This window comes from Rathayibacter iranicus NCPPB 2253 = VKM Ac-1602, from assembly GCF_003149025.1.
Classification (GTDB): Bacteria; Actinomycetota; Actinomycetes; order Actinomycetales; family Microbacteriaceae; genus Rathayibacter; species Rathayibacter iranicus.
Genome location: NZ_QGDV01000001.1, coordinates 351,409 through 366,304, shown reverse-complemented (window position 1 = coordinate 366,304; position 14,896 = coordinate 351,409). Strand labels below are relative to the sequence as shown.

Sequence of the window (14,896 nt, the reverse complement as noted above, 5' to 3'; positions counted from 1 at the left end):
TGCATCCACTGCATTCAATGACGAAGGAATCACAGTGACCACAATGAAGCGCGCTCTCATCGCCGGTATCGCCGGCGGAGCGATGATCCTCTCCCTCGCCGCCTGCTCCTCCGGAAGCGGCGGCTCGGGATCCGGCGACGGCGGCCTCGTCGGCGTCGCAATGCCGACCAAGTCGTCCGAGCGCTGGATCGCTGACGGCAACAACGTCAAGTCGCAGCTCGAGGAGGCCGGCTATAAGGTCGACCTGCAGTACGCCGAGGACGACATCCCCACCCAGGTCTCGCAGCTCGAGAACATGATCACCAAGGGCGCCAAGGCCCTGATCGTCGCGTCGATCGACGGCACCACGCTCACGAGCGTGCTCGAGGAGGCCAAGGCCAACGACATCCCCGTCATCGCCTACGACCGCCTGATCCGCAACTCCGAGAACGTCGACTACTACGCCACGTTCGACAACTACAAGGTCGGCGTCCAGCAGGCCACCTCGCTCCTTGCCGGCCTCGGTCTCACCGACCTCACCGGCGCCAAGGCCGCCACCGCCCCCGCTGGCCCCTTCAACATCGAGCTGTTCGCGGGAAGCCCCGACGACAACAACGCCACGTTCTTCTTCAAGGGTGCGATGGACACCCTCAAGCCGTACATCGATGACAAGACGCTCGTCGTGAAGTCGGGCGAGACCGACTTCAGCACCGTCGCCACGCTCCGCTGGGACGGCGAGGTCGCGCAGAGCCGTATGGAGGACATCCTCACCAAGACGTACTCCGACGGCTCCAAGGTTCAGGGCGTCCTCTCGCCCTACGACGGCCTCAGCCGCGGCATCATCTCGGCTCTGACCGATGCCGGGTACACCGTCGGCTCCGACTTCCCGATCATCACCGGTCAGGACGCAGAGCTTGACTCGGTCAAGGCGATCGTCGCCGGCGAGCAGTACGCGACCATCTACAAGGACACCCGCGAACTCGCCAAGGAGGCCGTGAAGATGGCCCAGGCCGTCCTCGAGGGCACAGAGCCCGAGGTCAACGACACCGACACGTACGACAACGGCAAGAAGACCGTCCCGGCCTTCCTGCTTGACCCGGTCATCGTCACCAAAGACCAGATCCAGTCCGTGCTCGTTGACGGCGGCTACTACACCGACGCCGAAGTCAACAGCTGATCCACTCGCGGCCCTCAGTGGGGCGATCTGCGGCATTGTCGTCGGTCGCGATACCTCTGGTATCGCTCCCTCCTCCGCCTTGCAGCTCACCCCGCTGAGGGCCGCGAATGCCGTTTCCTGGTGGCAGGGGCGGTCTGCATTCGGCATGAAGACACTTGCGCCGGGCCTCCGAGAGGGGGCCCGGCTCTACGAAGGAAAGGAGGCGGCGTGACTACGAACATCCTCGAGATGCGCGGCATCACCAAGACGTTCCCGGGAGTGAAGGCGCTCCAGGACGTCACGCTCAACGCCCAACGAGGCGAAGTCCACGCGATCTGCGGGGAGAACGGCGCCGGCAAGTCGACGCTGATGAAGGTGCTGTCCGGCGTGTATCCGCATGGCACCTACGAGGGCGACATCGTCTTCGAGGACGAGGTGATGCACTTCGCCAACATCCGTGATTCGGAAGCGAAGGGCATTGTCATCATCCACCAGGAGCTGGCTCTCAGCCCCTACCTTTCCATCGCGGAGAACATCTTTCTCGGCAATGAGGTGCGCGGCTTCGGTGGTCTGATCGACTGGAACAAGACCAATCAGGAGGCGGCGTCGCTACTCGCTCGGGTCGGTCTGCGCGAGAACCCGACCACCAAGATCCTCGAGATTGGAGTCGGCAAGCAACAGCTTGTCGAGATCGCCAAGGCGCTCTCCAAGCGGGTCAAACTGCTCATCCTCGACGAGCCCACCGCGGCGCTGAACGACGAGGACTCGGATCACCTGCTCGACCTGATCCTGCACCTCAAGCAGCAGGGAATTACGTCGATCATCATCAGTCACAAGCTGAACGAGATCAAAAAGATCGCGGATACCGTCACGGTCATCCGCGACGGCAAGACCATCGAGACGATCGCCCACGACGACGTCACCGAAGACCGCATCATCAAAGACATGGTCGGCCGCGACCTTGACCACCGCTACCCGGACCACACCCCGCACATTGGCGAGGAGATCCTGCGCGTGGTCGACTGGACGGCTCACCACCCTCAGGACCCGACCCGGGTCATGGTCGACAAGGTCAACCTGACCGTGCACCGCGGCGAGATCGTCGGCATCGCGGGCCTCATGGGCGCCGGGCGCACCGAGTTCGCGATGAGCCTCTTCGGCCGCTCGTACGGCAGCCGCATCTCGGGTCAGGTCTTCAAGGCCGGCAAGGAGATCAAGATGCGCAACGTCTCGGAGGCGATCGCCCACGGGCTCGCCTACGCGACGGAGGACCGCAAGCACTACGGCCTCAACCTGATCGACGACATCAAGCGGAATATCTCGCTTGCGTCGCTCGACAAGGTGTCCCGCGGCGGACTGGTCGACGACAACCGCGAATTCGAGGTCGCCAACGAGTACCGCGGCAGCATGAACATCAAGTCGCCGACTGTGCTCGCGAAGACCGGCAAGCTCTCCGGCGGCAATCAGCAAAAGGTCGTTCTGTCGAAGTGGATCTACTCCGATCCGGACGTTCTCATCCTCGACGAGCCCACCCGCGGTATCGACGTGGGGGCGAAGTACGAGATCTACACCATCATTAATCGGCTCGCGGCGCAGGGTAAGGGGATCATCGTCATCTCCTCCGAGCTGCCCGAGCTGCTCGGCATCTGCGACCGCGTCTATGCGCTGTCGGAGGGCCGCATCACGGGCGAGCTGCCCATCGCCGAGGCGACGCCCGAGGCGGTCCTCACCCTCATGACCCAGGAGAAGCAACGATGACCGATCTGCAGAACGGCCCGTCCACCGCAGCGGGCGCGCAGGTGAAGCCCACCGAGAACGCCTTCACGAAGCGCCTCAGTCACGTACTGGGCGACCTCGGCAAGAACGGCATCTTCATCGCCCTCATCGTGGTGGTGGTGCTGTTCGAGATCATGACCGGTGGAATCCTCCTCCGCCCGCAGAACATCTCGAACCTCATCGTGCAGAACGGCTACATCCTGATCCTCGCCATCGGCATGGTGATGGTCATTGTGGCTGGACACATCGACCTCTCGGTCGGCTCGGTCGCCGCTTTTGTCGGCGCAATCTCGGGAGTGTTTGCGGTCAACCTCGGACTCCCCTGGTGGTTGTCGATCGTCCTCTCCCTTCTGATCGGAGCGGCGGTTGGAGCCTGGCAGGGCTTCTGGATCGCCTACGTCGGAATCCCCGCATTCATCGTGACTTTGGCGGGCATGCTGATTTTCCGCGGCCTGGCGCTCGTCGTCCTGGGCAACGCGAACATCGGTTCCTTCCCGACCGAGTACCGCGCGCTGGGTAATGGATTCCTCACCGACCTGTTCGGCACGAGCGACCTCGACCCGCTGTCACTTGTCATCGGCGCGCTCGCGATCGTCGCCTTCACCGTGCAGTCCGTGCGCACCCGGCGCGGCCGCCAAAAGTATGCGCAGAGCGTCGAGCCGGGCGCCTGGTTCGTCACCAAGCTCGTTCTCGTCGCCATCGTGATCGGCGCGTTCGCCTTCGCGCTGGCGACCTTCAAGGGCATCCCGGTCACCCTGATCGTGCTCGCCGTGCTCGTGCTCATCTACGGCGTCGTCATGAACCGCTCGGTCTTCGGCCGTCATGTCTACGCCATCGGCGGCAATCTGCACGCCGCCGAACTCTCGGGCATCAAGACCCGCAACGTCACCTTCTGGCTGTTCGTCAACATGGGCGTCCTCGCGGCGCTGGCCGGCCTCGTCTTCACCGCGCGCCTCAACCTGGCAGGACCCAAGGCGGGCGACGGCTTCGAGCTCGAGGCCATCTCGGCGGCCTTCATCGGCGGCGCGGCGGTCCAGGGCGGCGTCGGCACCATCGGCGGCGCGATCATCGGTGGTCTCATCATCGGCGTGCTGAACAACGGCATGTCGATCATGGGCATCGGCATTGAGTGGCAGCAGGCGGTCAAGGGCCTCGTGCTCCTGCTCGCTGTCGCCTTCGATGTCTACAACAAGCGCCGCTCGGGCGGACGCTAGGCCCTCCGCTCGTGCCCGACTGGTCCCGTTACCTGCCGCTGGGCACACGACCCTCGGTCGACGAGACGGGCGTCAGCAACGACTGGCGCCCCCTCGTCGCCGAGCGGCTCGACCGCCTCGCCGTCCTGGCCGCATCTCCCTCCACTGCGGAGGGGGACGCGGCCAGTGCCGTCTCCCGGGACGCCCTGCTTGGGGAACTCATCGTTCGACTCTCGAGCAGTACGCGCCAGCGACTCGCCACCCGCTTCGGTGCTCGCGAAGCGCCCTCCCCTCCCTCGCCCGCCGACGTCCCCGCCGTTCTCGCCGCCCTCGCGTCCGCTCGCCGGTCAGGCAACGGACCGCGGTCGGTGTCCGAGCTGGTCGACGTCGTCCGGGTTGAGTTTTCCCTCACTCCCAGCCCCTTCATGCTGCCGCCCCACGTCTCCGGAGCCGTCGCCCTCGACCGCCTTCAGCGCGCGCCCCTCGCCATCCGCGCCGCCGTCCGTGACCGCACCCTCTCGCCGACCGACGCCGACTGGGAGTTGGGCACCGGCCCGGCCCTGCGCGCCCCGGCGGACGCGATCCTCCGGTTCTTGCTGGGTGTCGGACCGTTCCCGACGGAGCCGAATGCCGAGCTCTCGTGAGCCGCATCGGCCGCACCGGGGGAACCCCGAACCGTTGAGGTCGCCAGCTACAGCGGGCCCCCTCGACGGTCGGGGGTTCCCTCGGTAGGGCCATCTCGGCGGTGGGCTCAGGAGCCGTAGAGCGAGACCCACGGACCTTCGACGCGGATACCGAAGGCGCCACTCGCGACATTCGCGATGGGTCCGACGTTCGCGTGGAACTCCATCTCGGCCCAGGCAGGCCCCTCCGACCCTGCGGTGGGGCGCTTGATCCCGCCGGAGACGGAGCAGCTCCCGACCGAATTATTACAGCCAGCTCCGCGGTAGTCCCGGACCTTATCCGCCGCATAGTCAACCCGAAATGACGCCGTGCTGACAATGTCGCTGATAGCGATCTTGCAGTTGGTGAACCAGCCACCGCCATAGCTGCATTCGCTTCTTCGCGGGTCAATTGATTGAGTCGAGAATCCTTTCTCCCGTGTCGGCGTCTGCTGCTCGACCCAGCGTCGCGAGCCATCGCTAAAGACGCTGACGGTGCGAGTACGACCCGCGCGCTGCTCCGTGAAGGTGGAGACCGGAATCGAGGAGCCGATCTGGGATTCGACCGCTTTTCCGGCGTCAAGAGTGATAATGAGCCCCGTCTGTTCGCTCGCGGGAATTCCCGCGTCGGTCATCGCCGCCGTGACGGCGTCGATCTGCGCGGCGGTCAAGTATCCAGAGGGAGCATCATCGGCGGCAGCGACCGGGCCAAGGGCGACGGAGGCGAGAACCGCCACTGTCGCTAAGCCAGTCGACATTCGCTTCACCCAAGCAGCACAATGCATCGTCGTCTCCCCCGAAAATATACCGATAACGTTCCGAGGGGACATTGCCAGAGGCGGCCATGCCTCCGCAACCGATCATTCTCTGAGATTCTCACAGGCAGCGAGGGGCGTCCGAACAGTCGAGGCCGCCCGCCCCAACGGGCTCCCTCGTTGATTCAAGGTTCCCTCACTCGGGCCATGGTCACGCTGCTTCGTCGAGCCGTTCGGACGCGGGCGCCAGCTGTGCCGGGGCGACCGCCCGCAGGTGGGCGCGGCGCAGGAGCGGGAAGCTGACGCGCAGCAGCGCGGCGACGAGGCGCAGCGGAACGTGGGTCGTCTCGTGCGCCTCGAACGTCCTGGTGAATCGGGAGAGGTAGTCGTGGAAATCGGAGGCGGTGGAGTTCAAGCGACGCGCCGAGATCGTGGCTCGCACGGCGGAGTCGAAGCGGATGGGCAATGCTCGCCGGGTCAGATGGATCGCGAGGTCGATGTCCTCGTGGAACCGGTCCTCGACGTCGGCGCACACCTCGTCGGCGATCAGCAGCCACGCGTCGCGCCGGATCGCCATGTTCGAGCCAAACAGGTACGGCTGACGCCGCTCGAGGGCGAACAGAAGCCGCCGCACCCCGAGGTCGAGGCGCCCGAGCACAGATGCACAGACGACGTCGTAATAGCCCACTGAACCGGTCACGGCGCAGACGGCACCGGATGCGAAGCTCGCCGTCAGCCGCTCCACCCAATCGTGTTGGACGACGGTGTCGGCATCAATGCGCGCGAGGACGTCCCCCTCCGCCGCCCCGAACCCGTGGTCGCGCGTCGGGATCAGCCCCTGGCGGTGGTCCTGCCGCAGCACACGGATCGGGACGCTGCTCGGCGCCATAGCCAGCACGCGCTGGACGGTGTCGTCGGTCGAGAGGTTGTCGACCACGAGCACCTCAAAGGGCGCGACCGTCTGCCTCTGCAGGGCCTCGAGGCAGCGGATGATGCAGTCCTCCTCGTTCCAGACGGGGACGACTACCGAGACACGCACCTCCACATCATGGCTGCTCGCGCACCTTTCCCTCCACAGCAGGCATCCTTTCGCGCCGCAGCGTGCCAGGCTGGGGCCGCAGAGTTGAGCCAGCTCTCGACCGACATTGCGGGGGGCGGACATGACGACGACCGAGCCTTTCACGATCGACTCCCCACGCCGGAGATAGTCACATGACGCCTCACGACCGCCCCGACGTCGTCACGCTGGACGACCGCATCATCAGCATCGGCGTGCTCGCGAACCTCAACAGCAGCTTCCTCGCGGGCGTCGGCCTCGCCCACGAGGAGACCCTTCTGCGCCACATGAGGGAAAGGTTCCGGACCGACCTCGGGTCACGCCTCGGACACACACCCTCGGATCAGGAGTGCTATGCGGCTCTCGACGCTCAGATCCACCGGCTCCGCCTCTCCATCGGCGAAGACGTCTGACCGCGCAGCCCCGCTAGCACCGGACCGATGAACGGCGGCGCTCAGTTCGACGGGACCGCGCAGGTCTGCTGAGCCGCGGTCTGGCCGGGGGCGGCCAGTTCCTCCGGAGCGGCCGACTCCTGGGTCGCGGCGGGCGTCCCGTCGCCCTGGGGCGGTTGCTCTGCGGGCGGAGTCGAGGCCAGCGTGACGGGCTGGTCGTTGACGACCCGCGCCATCAGCTGGGCGCCGAGCACCGTGTCCGGAACGACCTTCCCGGGGCGGTTTGGATCATCGAGCACCGGGTATTGCACGAAGACCATCTGCGACAGATCAATGTCCTTGAGCGAGAGCGCGAGCGCGATCATCGTCGCCGGACTCGTCATCGTGGTCGAAAGGTGCAGGTTTGAGGACGCGGCGTGGGCGAGTCCGTAGAGCGCCGGGAAGTTCGAGAGGGTATTCGCGGAGCGGACGGTGCGCATGAGAGAGGCAAGGTACTGCTGCTGCGAGGAGATGCGGCTGAGGTCGCTCCCGTCGCCGACACCGTGGCGTGTGCGAAGGAACGCGAGCGCCGTCGCTCCGGACACGGTTGTGGTGCCCGCGGGCAGGTCGAGGCCGGAGTCGGTGTCGAGAATCGGACCGGACAGGCAGATCGGGACACCGCCGACGGCGTTGCTCATTTCGATGACACCGTCGAACGACACCCAGCCGGCGTAGGGGACGGTCAGGCCGGTGAACCGCTGCAAGGTGTCGTTGACGCACGCCAGGCCGCCGTCCTCGAACGTCGAGTTCAGCGTGACACCCGTCTCCGCCGCGCTGACAGCGCCCGTCTCGGCGTTTGTGCAGTCGGGTCGATCGAGGATCAGGTCGCGCGGGAAGCTGATTACTGTCGCACTTCGATGGTCGGCTGAGACGTGCAGCAAAATGTTGACGTCGTTGAGGGTCGCGTCGCGGACTCCGAATCGCTCCCCCTGGGTCGCGTCGTTGTCGGTGCCGACGACGAGAACGGAGAAGCCGCCCTCGATCGCCCCCGTCTGCGGGCCAGCGTCGCCGGGAGCCGTGACACCCAGGTCGACCGCGTTGTCCGCGACGTTCCGGCTGATGCTGGCCGTCGCGATCGCGACGAGCGAGGCTCCGCTCACGGCGAGCACGCCGAGACACGCAGCCATCACGAGAAGGAGGGAGCGGGCACCGGACCGGGGCCGCAGGCGCCCATGCCGGACGCTTCGATCGTGACTGCTCATTGTTGTCGGCCATTCCTTCCACCCCACCCTCAGGGGGGTCACTCTCGCGCGCCAGTGTACGGAGGCGCCGAGACCCACGCCCGTCTACCGTCACCGCGGCGCGGTCGGCGGCGCGGTCGGCGGGCCCCGCGTGGACAGTCGGGCAGCCAAGCCCGGCGTCCGCGCTCCCACCCGTCGGCGGCTGAGACTCCGTCACCTGGTACGAGAATGCCCCAAAGCCCTGCGGCACCGAAGCAGTGTCGCAAGCAGCTGCTACTCTCCCGCCCTCAGTCCCGAGCGACGGCCACCGCCACCACGAGAGCGGAGTGCACGGCCGGCTCCGAGACCGCGAAGTAGCGGCTCGACCCCTCGATCCACGCCTCCGTCGCGCCGTCGCGGGTGCGGAAGCGCACCGGCTTGTCGCAGGAAGTCCCACACGCGCGCAGGCGACAGTGGGCGTAACGGGACGGTGGCCGCGGGGCGTCCTGCGGCTGTTGAATGGAGGAGATGCAGACCTTCCTCCCCTACCCCGACCTGCGCAACAGCGTCCGCGCCCTCGACAGCAGACGACTGGGCAAGCAGCGGGTCGAAACGCTCCAGGTGATGCGGGCGCTCACCGTGCCCGGCTACGGCTGGCAGAACCACCCCGTCACACGGATGTGGCGCGGCTATCGGCCCGCCCTCATGGCGTATCAGCGCGAAACCTGCGCCGAGTGGGCCGCTCGCGGCTTTGCCGACACCTGCCTGGTGAAGACGGAGGCGGCACTCGCGGCCGTGCCGCCGGACCTCGCCGCATACCAGTCCGGCGACTATCCGATGCCGCCGTGGTTCGGTGCTGAGCTCGTGCATCTCTCGCACCGCTCGAATCTCGTGGCGAAGGACGAGGTGCACTACGCCCCGCTCTTTCCAGGCACGCCGAACGACCTCGACTACGTCTGGCCGGTCACCGCCTGAGCACTCACGGGAGTCGCACCCGGCAGACAATCGCTGCACCTCCGAACCTCCACAGACTTTTTGGGCCTCTGGCCGGGTCTTTGTCTTCGGGGGGTCTCGGGTTAGTCTGTCGAGGTTGATCTCGCGCAGACAGCGCGGGGCGTCGGCCACCGTCGTCGCAGCATCCCGGGGGGATTCCCGAAGGAGAAGATTTGGCGTCCGACAGAAGGACCATCGGCAGCGTTGTCAAGGCGACCGTCGGCTTCCTGGGCATGAGCGTCGCCGCCGGCGTCCTCGTGACCGCCACCGTCACCCCCGCCGTGGCGCTCGCAGGAGTCGCCGCGAACGAGTCGATCGGAGTCTTCGACGGACTGCCCGACTACCTCGAAGTCGACAAGCTGTCCGAGAAGAGCAACATCTTTGCCACGGGCGCCGATGGTTCATCGCAGCTACTCGCCTCTTTCTACGTGGAGAACCGCGTCGAAGTCCCGCTCGACCGGATCGCGCAGTCCGCGAAGGACGCCGCCGTCTCGGGTGAGGACCCCCGCTTCTACTCGCACAGCGGAGTCGACCTCCCCGGCACGCTCCGCGCAGTCGCCCAAACCTATGTGCTCGGCAACGACGTGCAAGGCGGCTCCTCCATCACCCAGCAGTACGTCAAGAACGTGCTCGTCGAGAAGGCCGTACGCGATATCACCGACGAGTCCGAGCGCACTGCGGCAATCGATGAGGCAACCCGCACGTCGCCCGAGCGCAAGCTCCGCGAGATGAAGTTCGCGATTGGGATCGAGAAGCAGTACACGAAGGATCAAATCCTCCAGGGCTACCTCAATATCGCGTTCTTCGGAGGCACGACCTACGGCCTCGAGACCGCCGCGAGTTACTACTACAACACCACTGCGGCCGACCTCTCCATCGCCCAGGCAGCATCGCTCATCGCCATCGTCAACAACCCGTCAGTGTTGCGAATCGACCAGCCGGACAACGCGGATAACGGTGCCGCGAACGGTTACGCCCGCAACAAAGACCGCCGCGACTACATCATCGGAAAGATGCTCCAGGAGGGGAAGATCTCGCAGGAGGATCACGACGCCGCCGTCGCCACTCCCGTCGAGCCGACGATCACCCAGCCCAGCACCGGCTGCTCGACCGCCGGCAACGCAGGCTTCTTCTGCGATTACGTCACCAACGTCCTGCGTAACAACGAGATTTTCGGTGCCGATGAGGACAGCCGGTGGAGTAACTTCCGCCGCGGCGGCCTCGATGTCTACACGACACTCGACGTCGATCTGCAGAATGCCGCACAGCGGAACCTCGACGCCCAGGTCCCGCGCACCATGGCAAACTTCGACGTCGGCGCGGTCGTCGTCAGCGTGCAGCCCGGCTCCGGACGCGTGCTCTCAATGGCGCAGAACAAGACGTACTCGCAGGATCCGGACGTCCAGGCCTCCGACCCCACGGCGACAGGCGTCAACTACAACACCGACTTTTCCTACGGCGGATCCTCCGGCTTCCAGCCCGGATCCACCTACAAGATCTTCACGCTGATGGAGTGGCTCAAGGAGGGGCACAGCCTCAACGAGAGCGTGGACGCGAAGGTCCGCTCCGACTGGGGCACCTTCAAGGACAGCTGCAACGCTAACGGGACCTGGTCGCAGGCCGGGTGGTCGCCGAAGAACGATGAGGGCGGCAACGGCGGCATCTGGACCGCGGCGTACAGCACGAAGCAGTCCGAGAACACCGGCTTCGTCGCGATGGCAAAAAAGCTGGACCTCTGCGCGATCAAGGGCACTGCCGAATCGTTCGGCGTGCATCGCGCCGATGGGAACGTCCTCGGAGAGAACGGGTCCGCGGTCCTGGGGACCAATGAGATTGCTCCGCTGAGCATGGCCACCGCCTTCGCGGGTATCGCTGCCGGTGGGACAGTCTGCAACCCAATCGCGATCGACAAGATCGTCGACTCCAACGAGGCTTCCCTTCCCATTCCTGCCGCGGACTGCAAGCAGGCGATCGACGGCAACGTTGCGGCGACCGCCGCTGTCGCTCTGCAATCCACCTTCGACGGCGGGACAACCACGTTCAGCGATCCCGGTGACGGCACGCCCCTGATCGGCAAGACCGGAACGACCGACGACGCCATCGCCACGTGGATGAGCGGCGCGAGCACGAAGGTCGCGACGGTCGTCGGTGTCGTGAACGTGAACGGCTACGTCAATCAGCGGGCCGTGAAGTTCCCGTCCGGACCCGCAGCGCTCGCGCGACACCGGATTTGGAAGCCCTACATGCAGACGGCAAACGCGAAGTACGGCGGCGACAAGTTCCCCGTGGCGGATGGATCGCTGCAGGTCGTACCCGCGACCACCGTCCCGGACGTGAAGGGGCTCACCGTCGCCGACGCGAAGGCCAAGCTCGACTCCGCAGGCTTTGGCCTTCTCCAGGGTGGTGCCGAGGCAAGCGGCGCCCCTGCTGGAACCATCACCCGCGCCGACCCCTCCGGCACGGCAGCACCGGGAAGCACCATCACCGTCTTCACGAGTTCCGGTACTCAAAAGACCGTGCCGAGCGTGGCGGGGCAGGGGCTCGACGCCGCGAAGAACGCTTTCGGAGCAGCGGGCTTCACGAAGCTCACGTTGGCCTGCTCCGAGGACTCGAATGCCCCGGACACCGGGCAGGTCACGGCCCAGGAACCGGCGGCCGGCTCGCCCGTCGCTCCGGATGCGGCCCTCAAAGTGACCATCACTGCGAAGAAGTGCCCCTGACCCGCACCTCCGGCTCGTGAGCACGCGTTCGGCTCGCAGGATCCGCGGATCCTGCGAGCCGAACGCGTTTCGGCGGCGCCGGCGGGCCCGGTATTGCCGGTGCTGTCTACTGCCCGCGACCGCGAATGGCGCCGACTATCGCAACCGTTGCGAAATACACGATCAGCGCGAAGATCCCGAATGAGGCGAGTGCCCCGCTCGCCTCCGCATAGGGCCGACGCGCATCGGTCACCGTCCCCGGCGTGACGATGTCGAGCGCGAAGAGTCCAACCGCGAGTGCAAAACAGACGAGGCTCAGCACCAGGAGCGACTTGATTGCCTTGCCCACCGGGTCGTAGTACCGCGGATTCGACATCGTGCCTCCGGTCGTCGCGCCCTTATGCCTCCCCCAGTCTCCCCCCTCCTGCCCTCCCGCCTGCGAGATGCCACTTGAGTACGCGACACACCGAGAAAAGCGGTCTCAAAAGGCATCTCGGGGAGGAGAGAGAGGAGAGCAGGGCTTAGGCGGCGAGGACACGCAGCTCGCCGGCGACCGTATCGACGCGAACGGCGCCTCCATCGGACACCTTGCCGCTGATGACCAGGTCCGCGATTCCATCGTCGATCGAGCGCCGCACCAGGCGGCGAAGCGGACGGGCACCGTACTGCGGCTCGTACCCGTTCTCGGCGAGCCAGTCGACCGCCGCCTCCGTCACTTCGAGCGCAACCCCGCGGGAAGCCAGGCGTGCACGAGTGGCGTCGAGAACGATCCCCACGATCTCGCGCAGCTGCTCGCGGCCGAGGCGACGGAACAGCACGATCTCGTCGATCCGGTTCAGGAACTCGGGACGCATCGCCTCGCGAAGTCGACCCATCACGCGGTCGTGCAGGTCCTTTTCCGAGGCGAAACCCTCCGCCGACGTGTCGCTGTGCGCGACGAAGCCGAGCGCACCCGACCGCGAAGCCAGAAACTCCGAACCGAGGTTCGAGGTCATGATGATCACGGTGTTTCGGAAGTCGACCGTGCGCCCCTGCCCGTCGGTCAGTCGACCGTCGTCAAGCACCTGAAGCAGCAGCGTGAACACGTCCGGGTGCGCCTTCTCAATCTCGTCGAACAGAACAACGGAGTAAGGATTGCGGCGCACACGCTCGGTCAGCTGTCCGGCCTCGTCATAGCCGACATACCCGGGAGGGGCACCGACGAGTCGCGAAACCGTGTGTCGCTCCCCGAACTCGCTCATGTCGAAGCGGATCAGCGCCTGCTCGTCCGCGAAGAGCGAGCCGGCGAGGGTACGCGCCAGTTCGGTCTTGCCGACACCGGTCGGGCCGAGGAACAAGAACGAGCCGACGGGCCGCGACGAGTCGCCGAGCCCAGTGCGGCTGCGGCGCACGGCTCGGGCGACCGCGGTGACCGCATCCTCCTGGCCGATGACCCGTTGGTGCAGCTCCGACTCGAGGTGCGCAAGGCGCTCGCGCTCCCCCTCCGTCAGCCGCGAGACCGGAATACCGGTCGCACGGGCGATGACCGCGGCGATCTCCGTTTCGCCGATGATCGCCTGGACGGGGATGGCCGTCGCATCGAGCTCGGTCTGCACGGCGGTCATGGCGTCGCGGATCCGCGACGCCTCCTCATAGTGCTCGGCCGAGACGGCCGCGTTCTTGTCGGCTTCCAGCGTGGCTAGACGCTCGAGCAGCGCAGCAGAGTCCACACCCGCACCCAGCTTCAGGCGGAGCCGCGCCCCGGCCTGGTCGATCAAGTCGATCGCCTTATCCGGCAGGACACGGTCGGTCAGGTATCGCGCCGAGAGTTCGACGGAGGCACGCAGGGCCTCATCGGTGTAGGTCACCCGGTGGTGCTCCTGGTAGGCGGGACGCAGGCCATGCAGGATCGCCACCGCGTCTTCGATACTCGGCTCGCCCACACGGACCGGCTGGAAGCGCCGCTCCAGCGCCGGATCCTTCTCGATCGTGCGGTACTCCTTGAGCGTCGTGGCTCCGACGAGGTGCAGCTCGCCGCGAGCCAGCCGGGGCTTGAGAATGTTGCCTGCGTCCATGCCGCCCTCGGCGCCTCCGCCCGCACCGACCACAGTGTGCACCTCGTCGATGAAGACGATCAGCTCTCCCGCATGCGCAGCAATCTCGTCCATCGTGCCGGTCAGGCGCTCCTCGAAATCGCCGCGATAGCGGGTGCCGGCCACCATGCCGGGCAAATCGAGCGACACGACGCGCTTGCCGCGTAGCTGCTCGGGCACCTCCTCCGCCGCGATCGCGCGGGCCAGGCCCTCGACGATCGCCGTCTTGCCGACGCCCGCCTCGCCGACCAGCACCGGGTTGTTCTTGGTGCGGCGACTCAGGATCTCGATCGTCTGCTCGATTTCATCGGCGCGTCCAATCACCGGGTCGAGCCGGCCCTCCCGAGCGAGCGCGGTGAGGTCGGTACCGAACTTGTCGAGCATCGGGGTATCGGACGCGGGCCGAGTTGCCTCCTGCTGCTGCGGGGCCTCGGCCTCGCGCATGCCCTCGGTAAGGGCCTCGGCGGTGACGCCGGCGCGAGCGAGAACCTGCCCGGCGGGAGCGTCCTGGCCGAGAACGAGCGCAAAGAAGAGGTGCTCAGGCTCGATGTAGGTCGAGCCGCTGGAGCGAGAGACCTGGTAGGCGTGGAAGAGCGCCCTCTGAGCGCTCGGGGTGATGGTCGCAGCGTTCTGCGCGGCGTGGGCCTCGTCGGCCTGCGGGAGACGCGCCTCGGTGGCCGTGGCGATGACGGCGGGATCCACGCCGAGACGGCGGACAGCTTGCGACACCGCCTCATCGTCGATGAGGACGCGGAGCACATGCAGGGCGTCAAGTTCGGTCTGGCCGCGCTCGAGGGCGAAGCGTCCTGCGGACTGCAGGATGCTCTGGGTACGGGCGGTGAGGAATCGGCTGAGGTCGATCGACCGGGCCGCGCGGGCGCGCTCACCGTCGAGGTAGCGGGCGAGGAAGTCGTCGAACGAGTTCGCTCCGGCCTCGTTGAAGTTGTCAGGCACCAGTCCTCC

General features: G+C 66.5%; 13 protein-coding genes. 7 read left to right on the top strand and 6 right to left on the bottom strand.

Going from position 1 to position 14,896, the window contains the following annotated elements; translation table 11 throughout:
• Positions 1-43: 43 nt before the first annotated feature.
• The 4 genes from chvE to B0H03_RS01805 all read left to right on the top strand — a co-directional run bounded on the left by chvE (position 44) and on the right by B0H03_RS01805 (position 4,748).
• A complete protein-coding gene (chvE, locus tag B0H03_RS01820) occupies positions 44-1,156 on the top strand; it encodes a multiple monosaccharide ABC transporter substrate-binding protein (RefSeq protein ID WP_104266426.1) in 1,113 nt (370 codons plus the stop codon).
• Between the two features lie 207 nt (positions 1,157-1,363).
• Positions 1,364-2,893 carry a multiple monosaccharide ABC transporter ATP-binding protein gene (gene mmsA / locus B0H03_RS01815; protein WP_104266425.1) on the top strand — a complete coding sequence of 510 codons (1,530 nt, stop codon included), beginning with the start codon at positions 1,364-1,366 and terminating at the stop codon, positions 2,891-2,893.
• Positions 2,890-4,125 carry a multiple monosaccharide ABC transporter permease gene (mmsB, locus tag B0H03_RS01810; RefSeq protein ID WP_104266424.1) on the top strand — a complete coding sequence of 412 codons (1,236 nt, stop codon included), beginning with the start codon at positions 2,890-2,892 and terminating at the stop codon, positions 4,123-4,125. The genes mmsA and mmsB overlap by 4 nt, the downstream gene beginning before the upstream one ends.
• Positions 4,126-4,136: 11 nt before the next feature.
• On the top strand, positions 4,137-4,748 hold the full coding sequence (locus B0H03_RS01805; RefSeq protein ID WP_104266423.1) for a hypothetical protein: 612 nt from the start codon (positions 4,137-4,139) through the stop codon (positions 4,746-4,748).
• A 107-nt stretch (positions 4,749-4,855) separates the two neighbouring features.
• Here B0H03_RS01805 and B0H03_RS01800 read toward each other — a convergent pair whose 3' ends face one another.
• Complete coding sequence (locus B0H03_RS01800) at positions 4,856-5,524, bottom strand: hypothetical protein (RefSeq protein ID WP_104266422.1); 669 nt, start codon at positions 5,522-5,524, stop codon at positions 4,856-4,858.
• Between the two features lie 208 nt (positions 5,525-5,732).
• Positions 5,733-6,560 carry a glycosyltransferase family 2 protein gene (locus tag B0H03_RS01795; protein ID WP_160487208.1) on the bottom strand — a complete coding sequence of 276 codons (828 nt, stop codon included), beginning with the start codon at positions 6,558-6,560 and terminating at the stop codon, positions 5,733-5,735.
• A 173-nt stretch (positions 6,561-6,733) separates the two neighbouring features.
• Here B0H03_RS01795 and B0H03_RS01790 point away from each other — a divergent pair, with 173 nt between their 5' ends.
• The gene (locus B0H03_RS01790) at positions 6,734-6,991 is read left to right on the top strand and encodes a hypothetical protein (protein ID WP_104266420.1); all 258 of its coding nucleotides are present in this window, start codon (positions 6,734-6,736) and stop codon (positions 6,989-6,991) included.
• Positions 6,992-7,032: 41 nt separating this feature from the next.
• Here the strand turns inward: B0H03_RS01790 and B0H03_RS01785 are convergent, their stop codons facing one another.
• Complete coding sequence (locus tag B0H03_RS01785) at positions 7,033-8,211, bottom strand: LCP family protein (protein WP_104266419.1); 1,179 nt, start codon at positions 8,209-8,211, stop codon at positions 7,033-7,035.
• Positions 8,212-8,477: 266 nt separating this feature from the next.
• On the bottom strand, positions 8,478-8,603 hold the full coding sequence (locus tag B0H03_RS17220) for a hypothetical protein (protein WP_258062085.1): 126 nt from the start codon (positions 8,601-8,603) through the stop codon (positions 8,478-8,480).
• A gap of 94 nt (positions 8,604-8,697) precedes the next feature.
• Here B0H03_RS17220 and B0H03_RS01780 point away from each other — a divergent pair, with 94 nt between their 5' ends.
• Positions 8,698-9,144 carry an MSMEG_6728 family protein gene (locus tag B0H03_RS01780; protein WP_104266418.1) on the top strand — a complete coding sequence of 149 codons (447 nt, stop codon included), beginning with the start codon at positions 8,698-8,700 and terminating at the stop codon, positions 9,142-9,144.
• A 191-nt stretch (positions 9,145-9,335) separates the two neighbouring features.
• The gene (locus B0H03_RS01775; RefSeq protein WP_237399266.1) at positions 9,336-11,882 is read left to right on the top strand and encodes a transglycosylase domain-containing protein; all 2,547 of its coding nucleotides are present in this window, start codon (positions 9,336-9,338) and stop codon (positions 11,880-11,882) included.
• A gap of 106 nt (positions 11,883-11,988) precedes the next feature.
• On the opposite strand, the gene B0H03_RS01770 is transcribed toward B0H03_RS01775, so the two are convergent.
• Complete coding sequence (locus tag B0H03_RS01770; protein ID WP_104266417.1) at positions 11,989-12,237, bottom strand: hypothetical protein; 249 nt, start codon at positions 12,235-12,237, stop codon at positions 11,989-11,991.
• 145 nt (positions 12,238-12,382) lie between these two features.
• Positions 12,383-14,887: an ATP-dependent Clp protease ATP-binding subunit gene (locus tag B0H03_RS01765; protein WP_104266416.1), complete on the bottom strand. Its 2,505-nt coding sequence runs from the start codon at positions 14,885-14,887 to the stop codon at positions 12,383-12,385.
• Between the last annotated feature and the right edge of the window lie 9 nt (positions 14,888-14,896).

Bases quoted from the DNA above. Each gene is read 5' to 3' on its own strand.
- B0H03_RS01770 (WP_104266417.1), bottom strand. From the start codon at position 12,237: ATGTCGAATCCGCGGTACTACGACCCGGTGGGCAAGGCAATCAAGTCG.
- B0H03_RS01785 (WP_104266419.1), bottom strand. From the start codon at position 8,211: ATGAGCAGTCACGATCGAAGCGTCCGGCATGGGCGCCTGCGGCCCCGG.
- mmsB (WP_104266424.1), top strand. From the start codon at position 2,890: ATGACCGATCTGCAGAACGGCCCGTCCACCGCAGCGGGCGCGCAGGTG.
- B0H03_RS01780 (WP_104266418.1), top strand. From the start codon at position 8,698: ATGCAGACCTTCCTCCCCTACCCCGACCTGCGCAACAGCGTCCGCGCC.
- B0H03_RS01800 (WP_104266422.1), bottom strand. From the start codon at position 5,524: ATGTCGACTGGCTTAGCGACAGTGGCGGTTCTCGCCTCCGTCGCCCTT.
- B0H03_RS01790 (WP_104266420.1), top strand. From the start codon at position 6,734: ATGACGCCTCACGACCGCCCCGACGTCGTCACGCTGGACGACCGCATC.
- chvE (WP_104266426.1), top strand. From the start codon at position 44: ATGAAGCGCGCTCTCATCGCCGGTATCGCCGGCGGAGCGATGATCCTC.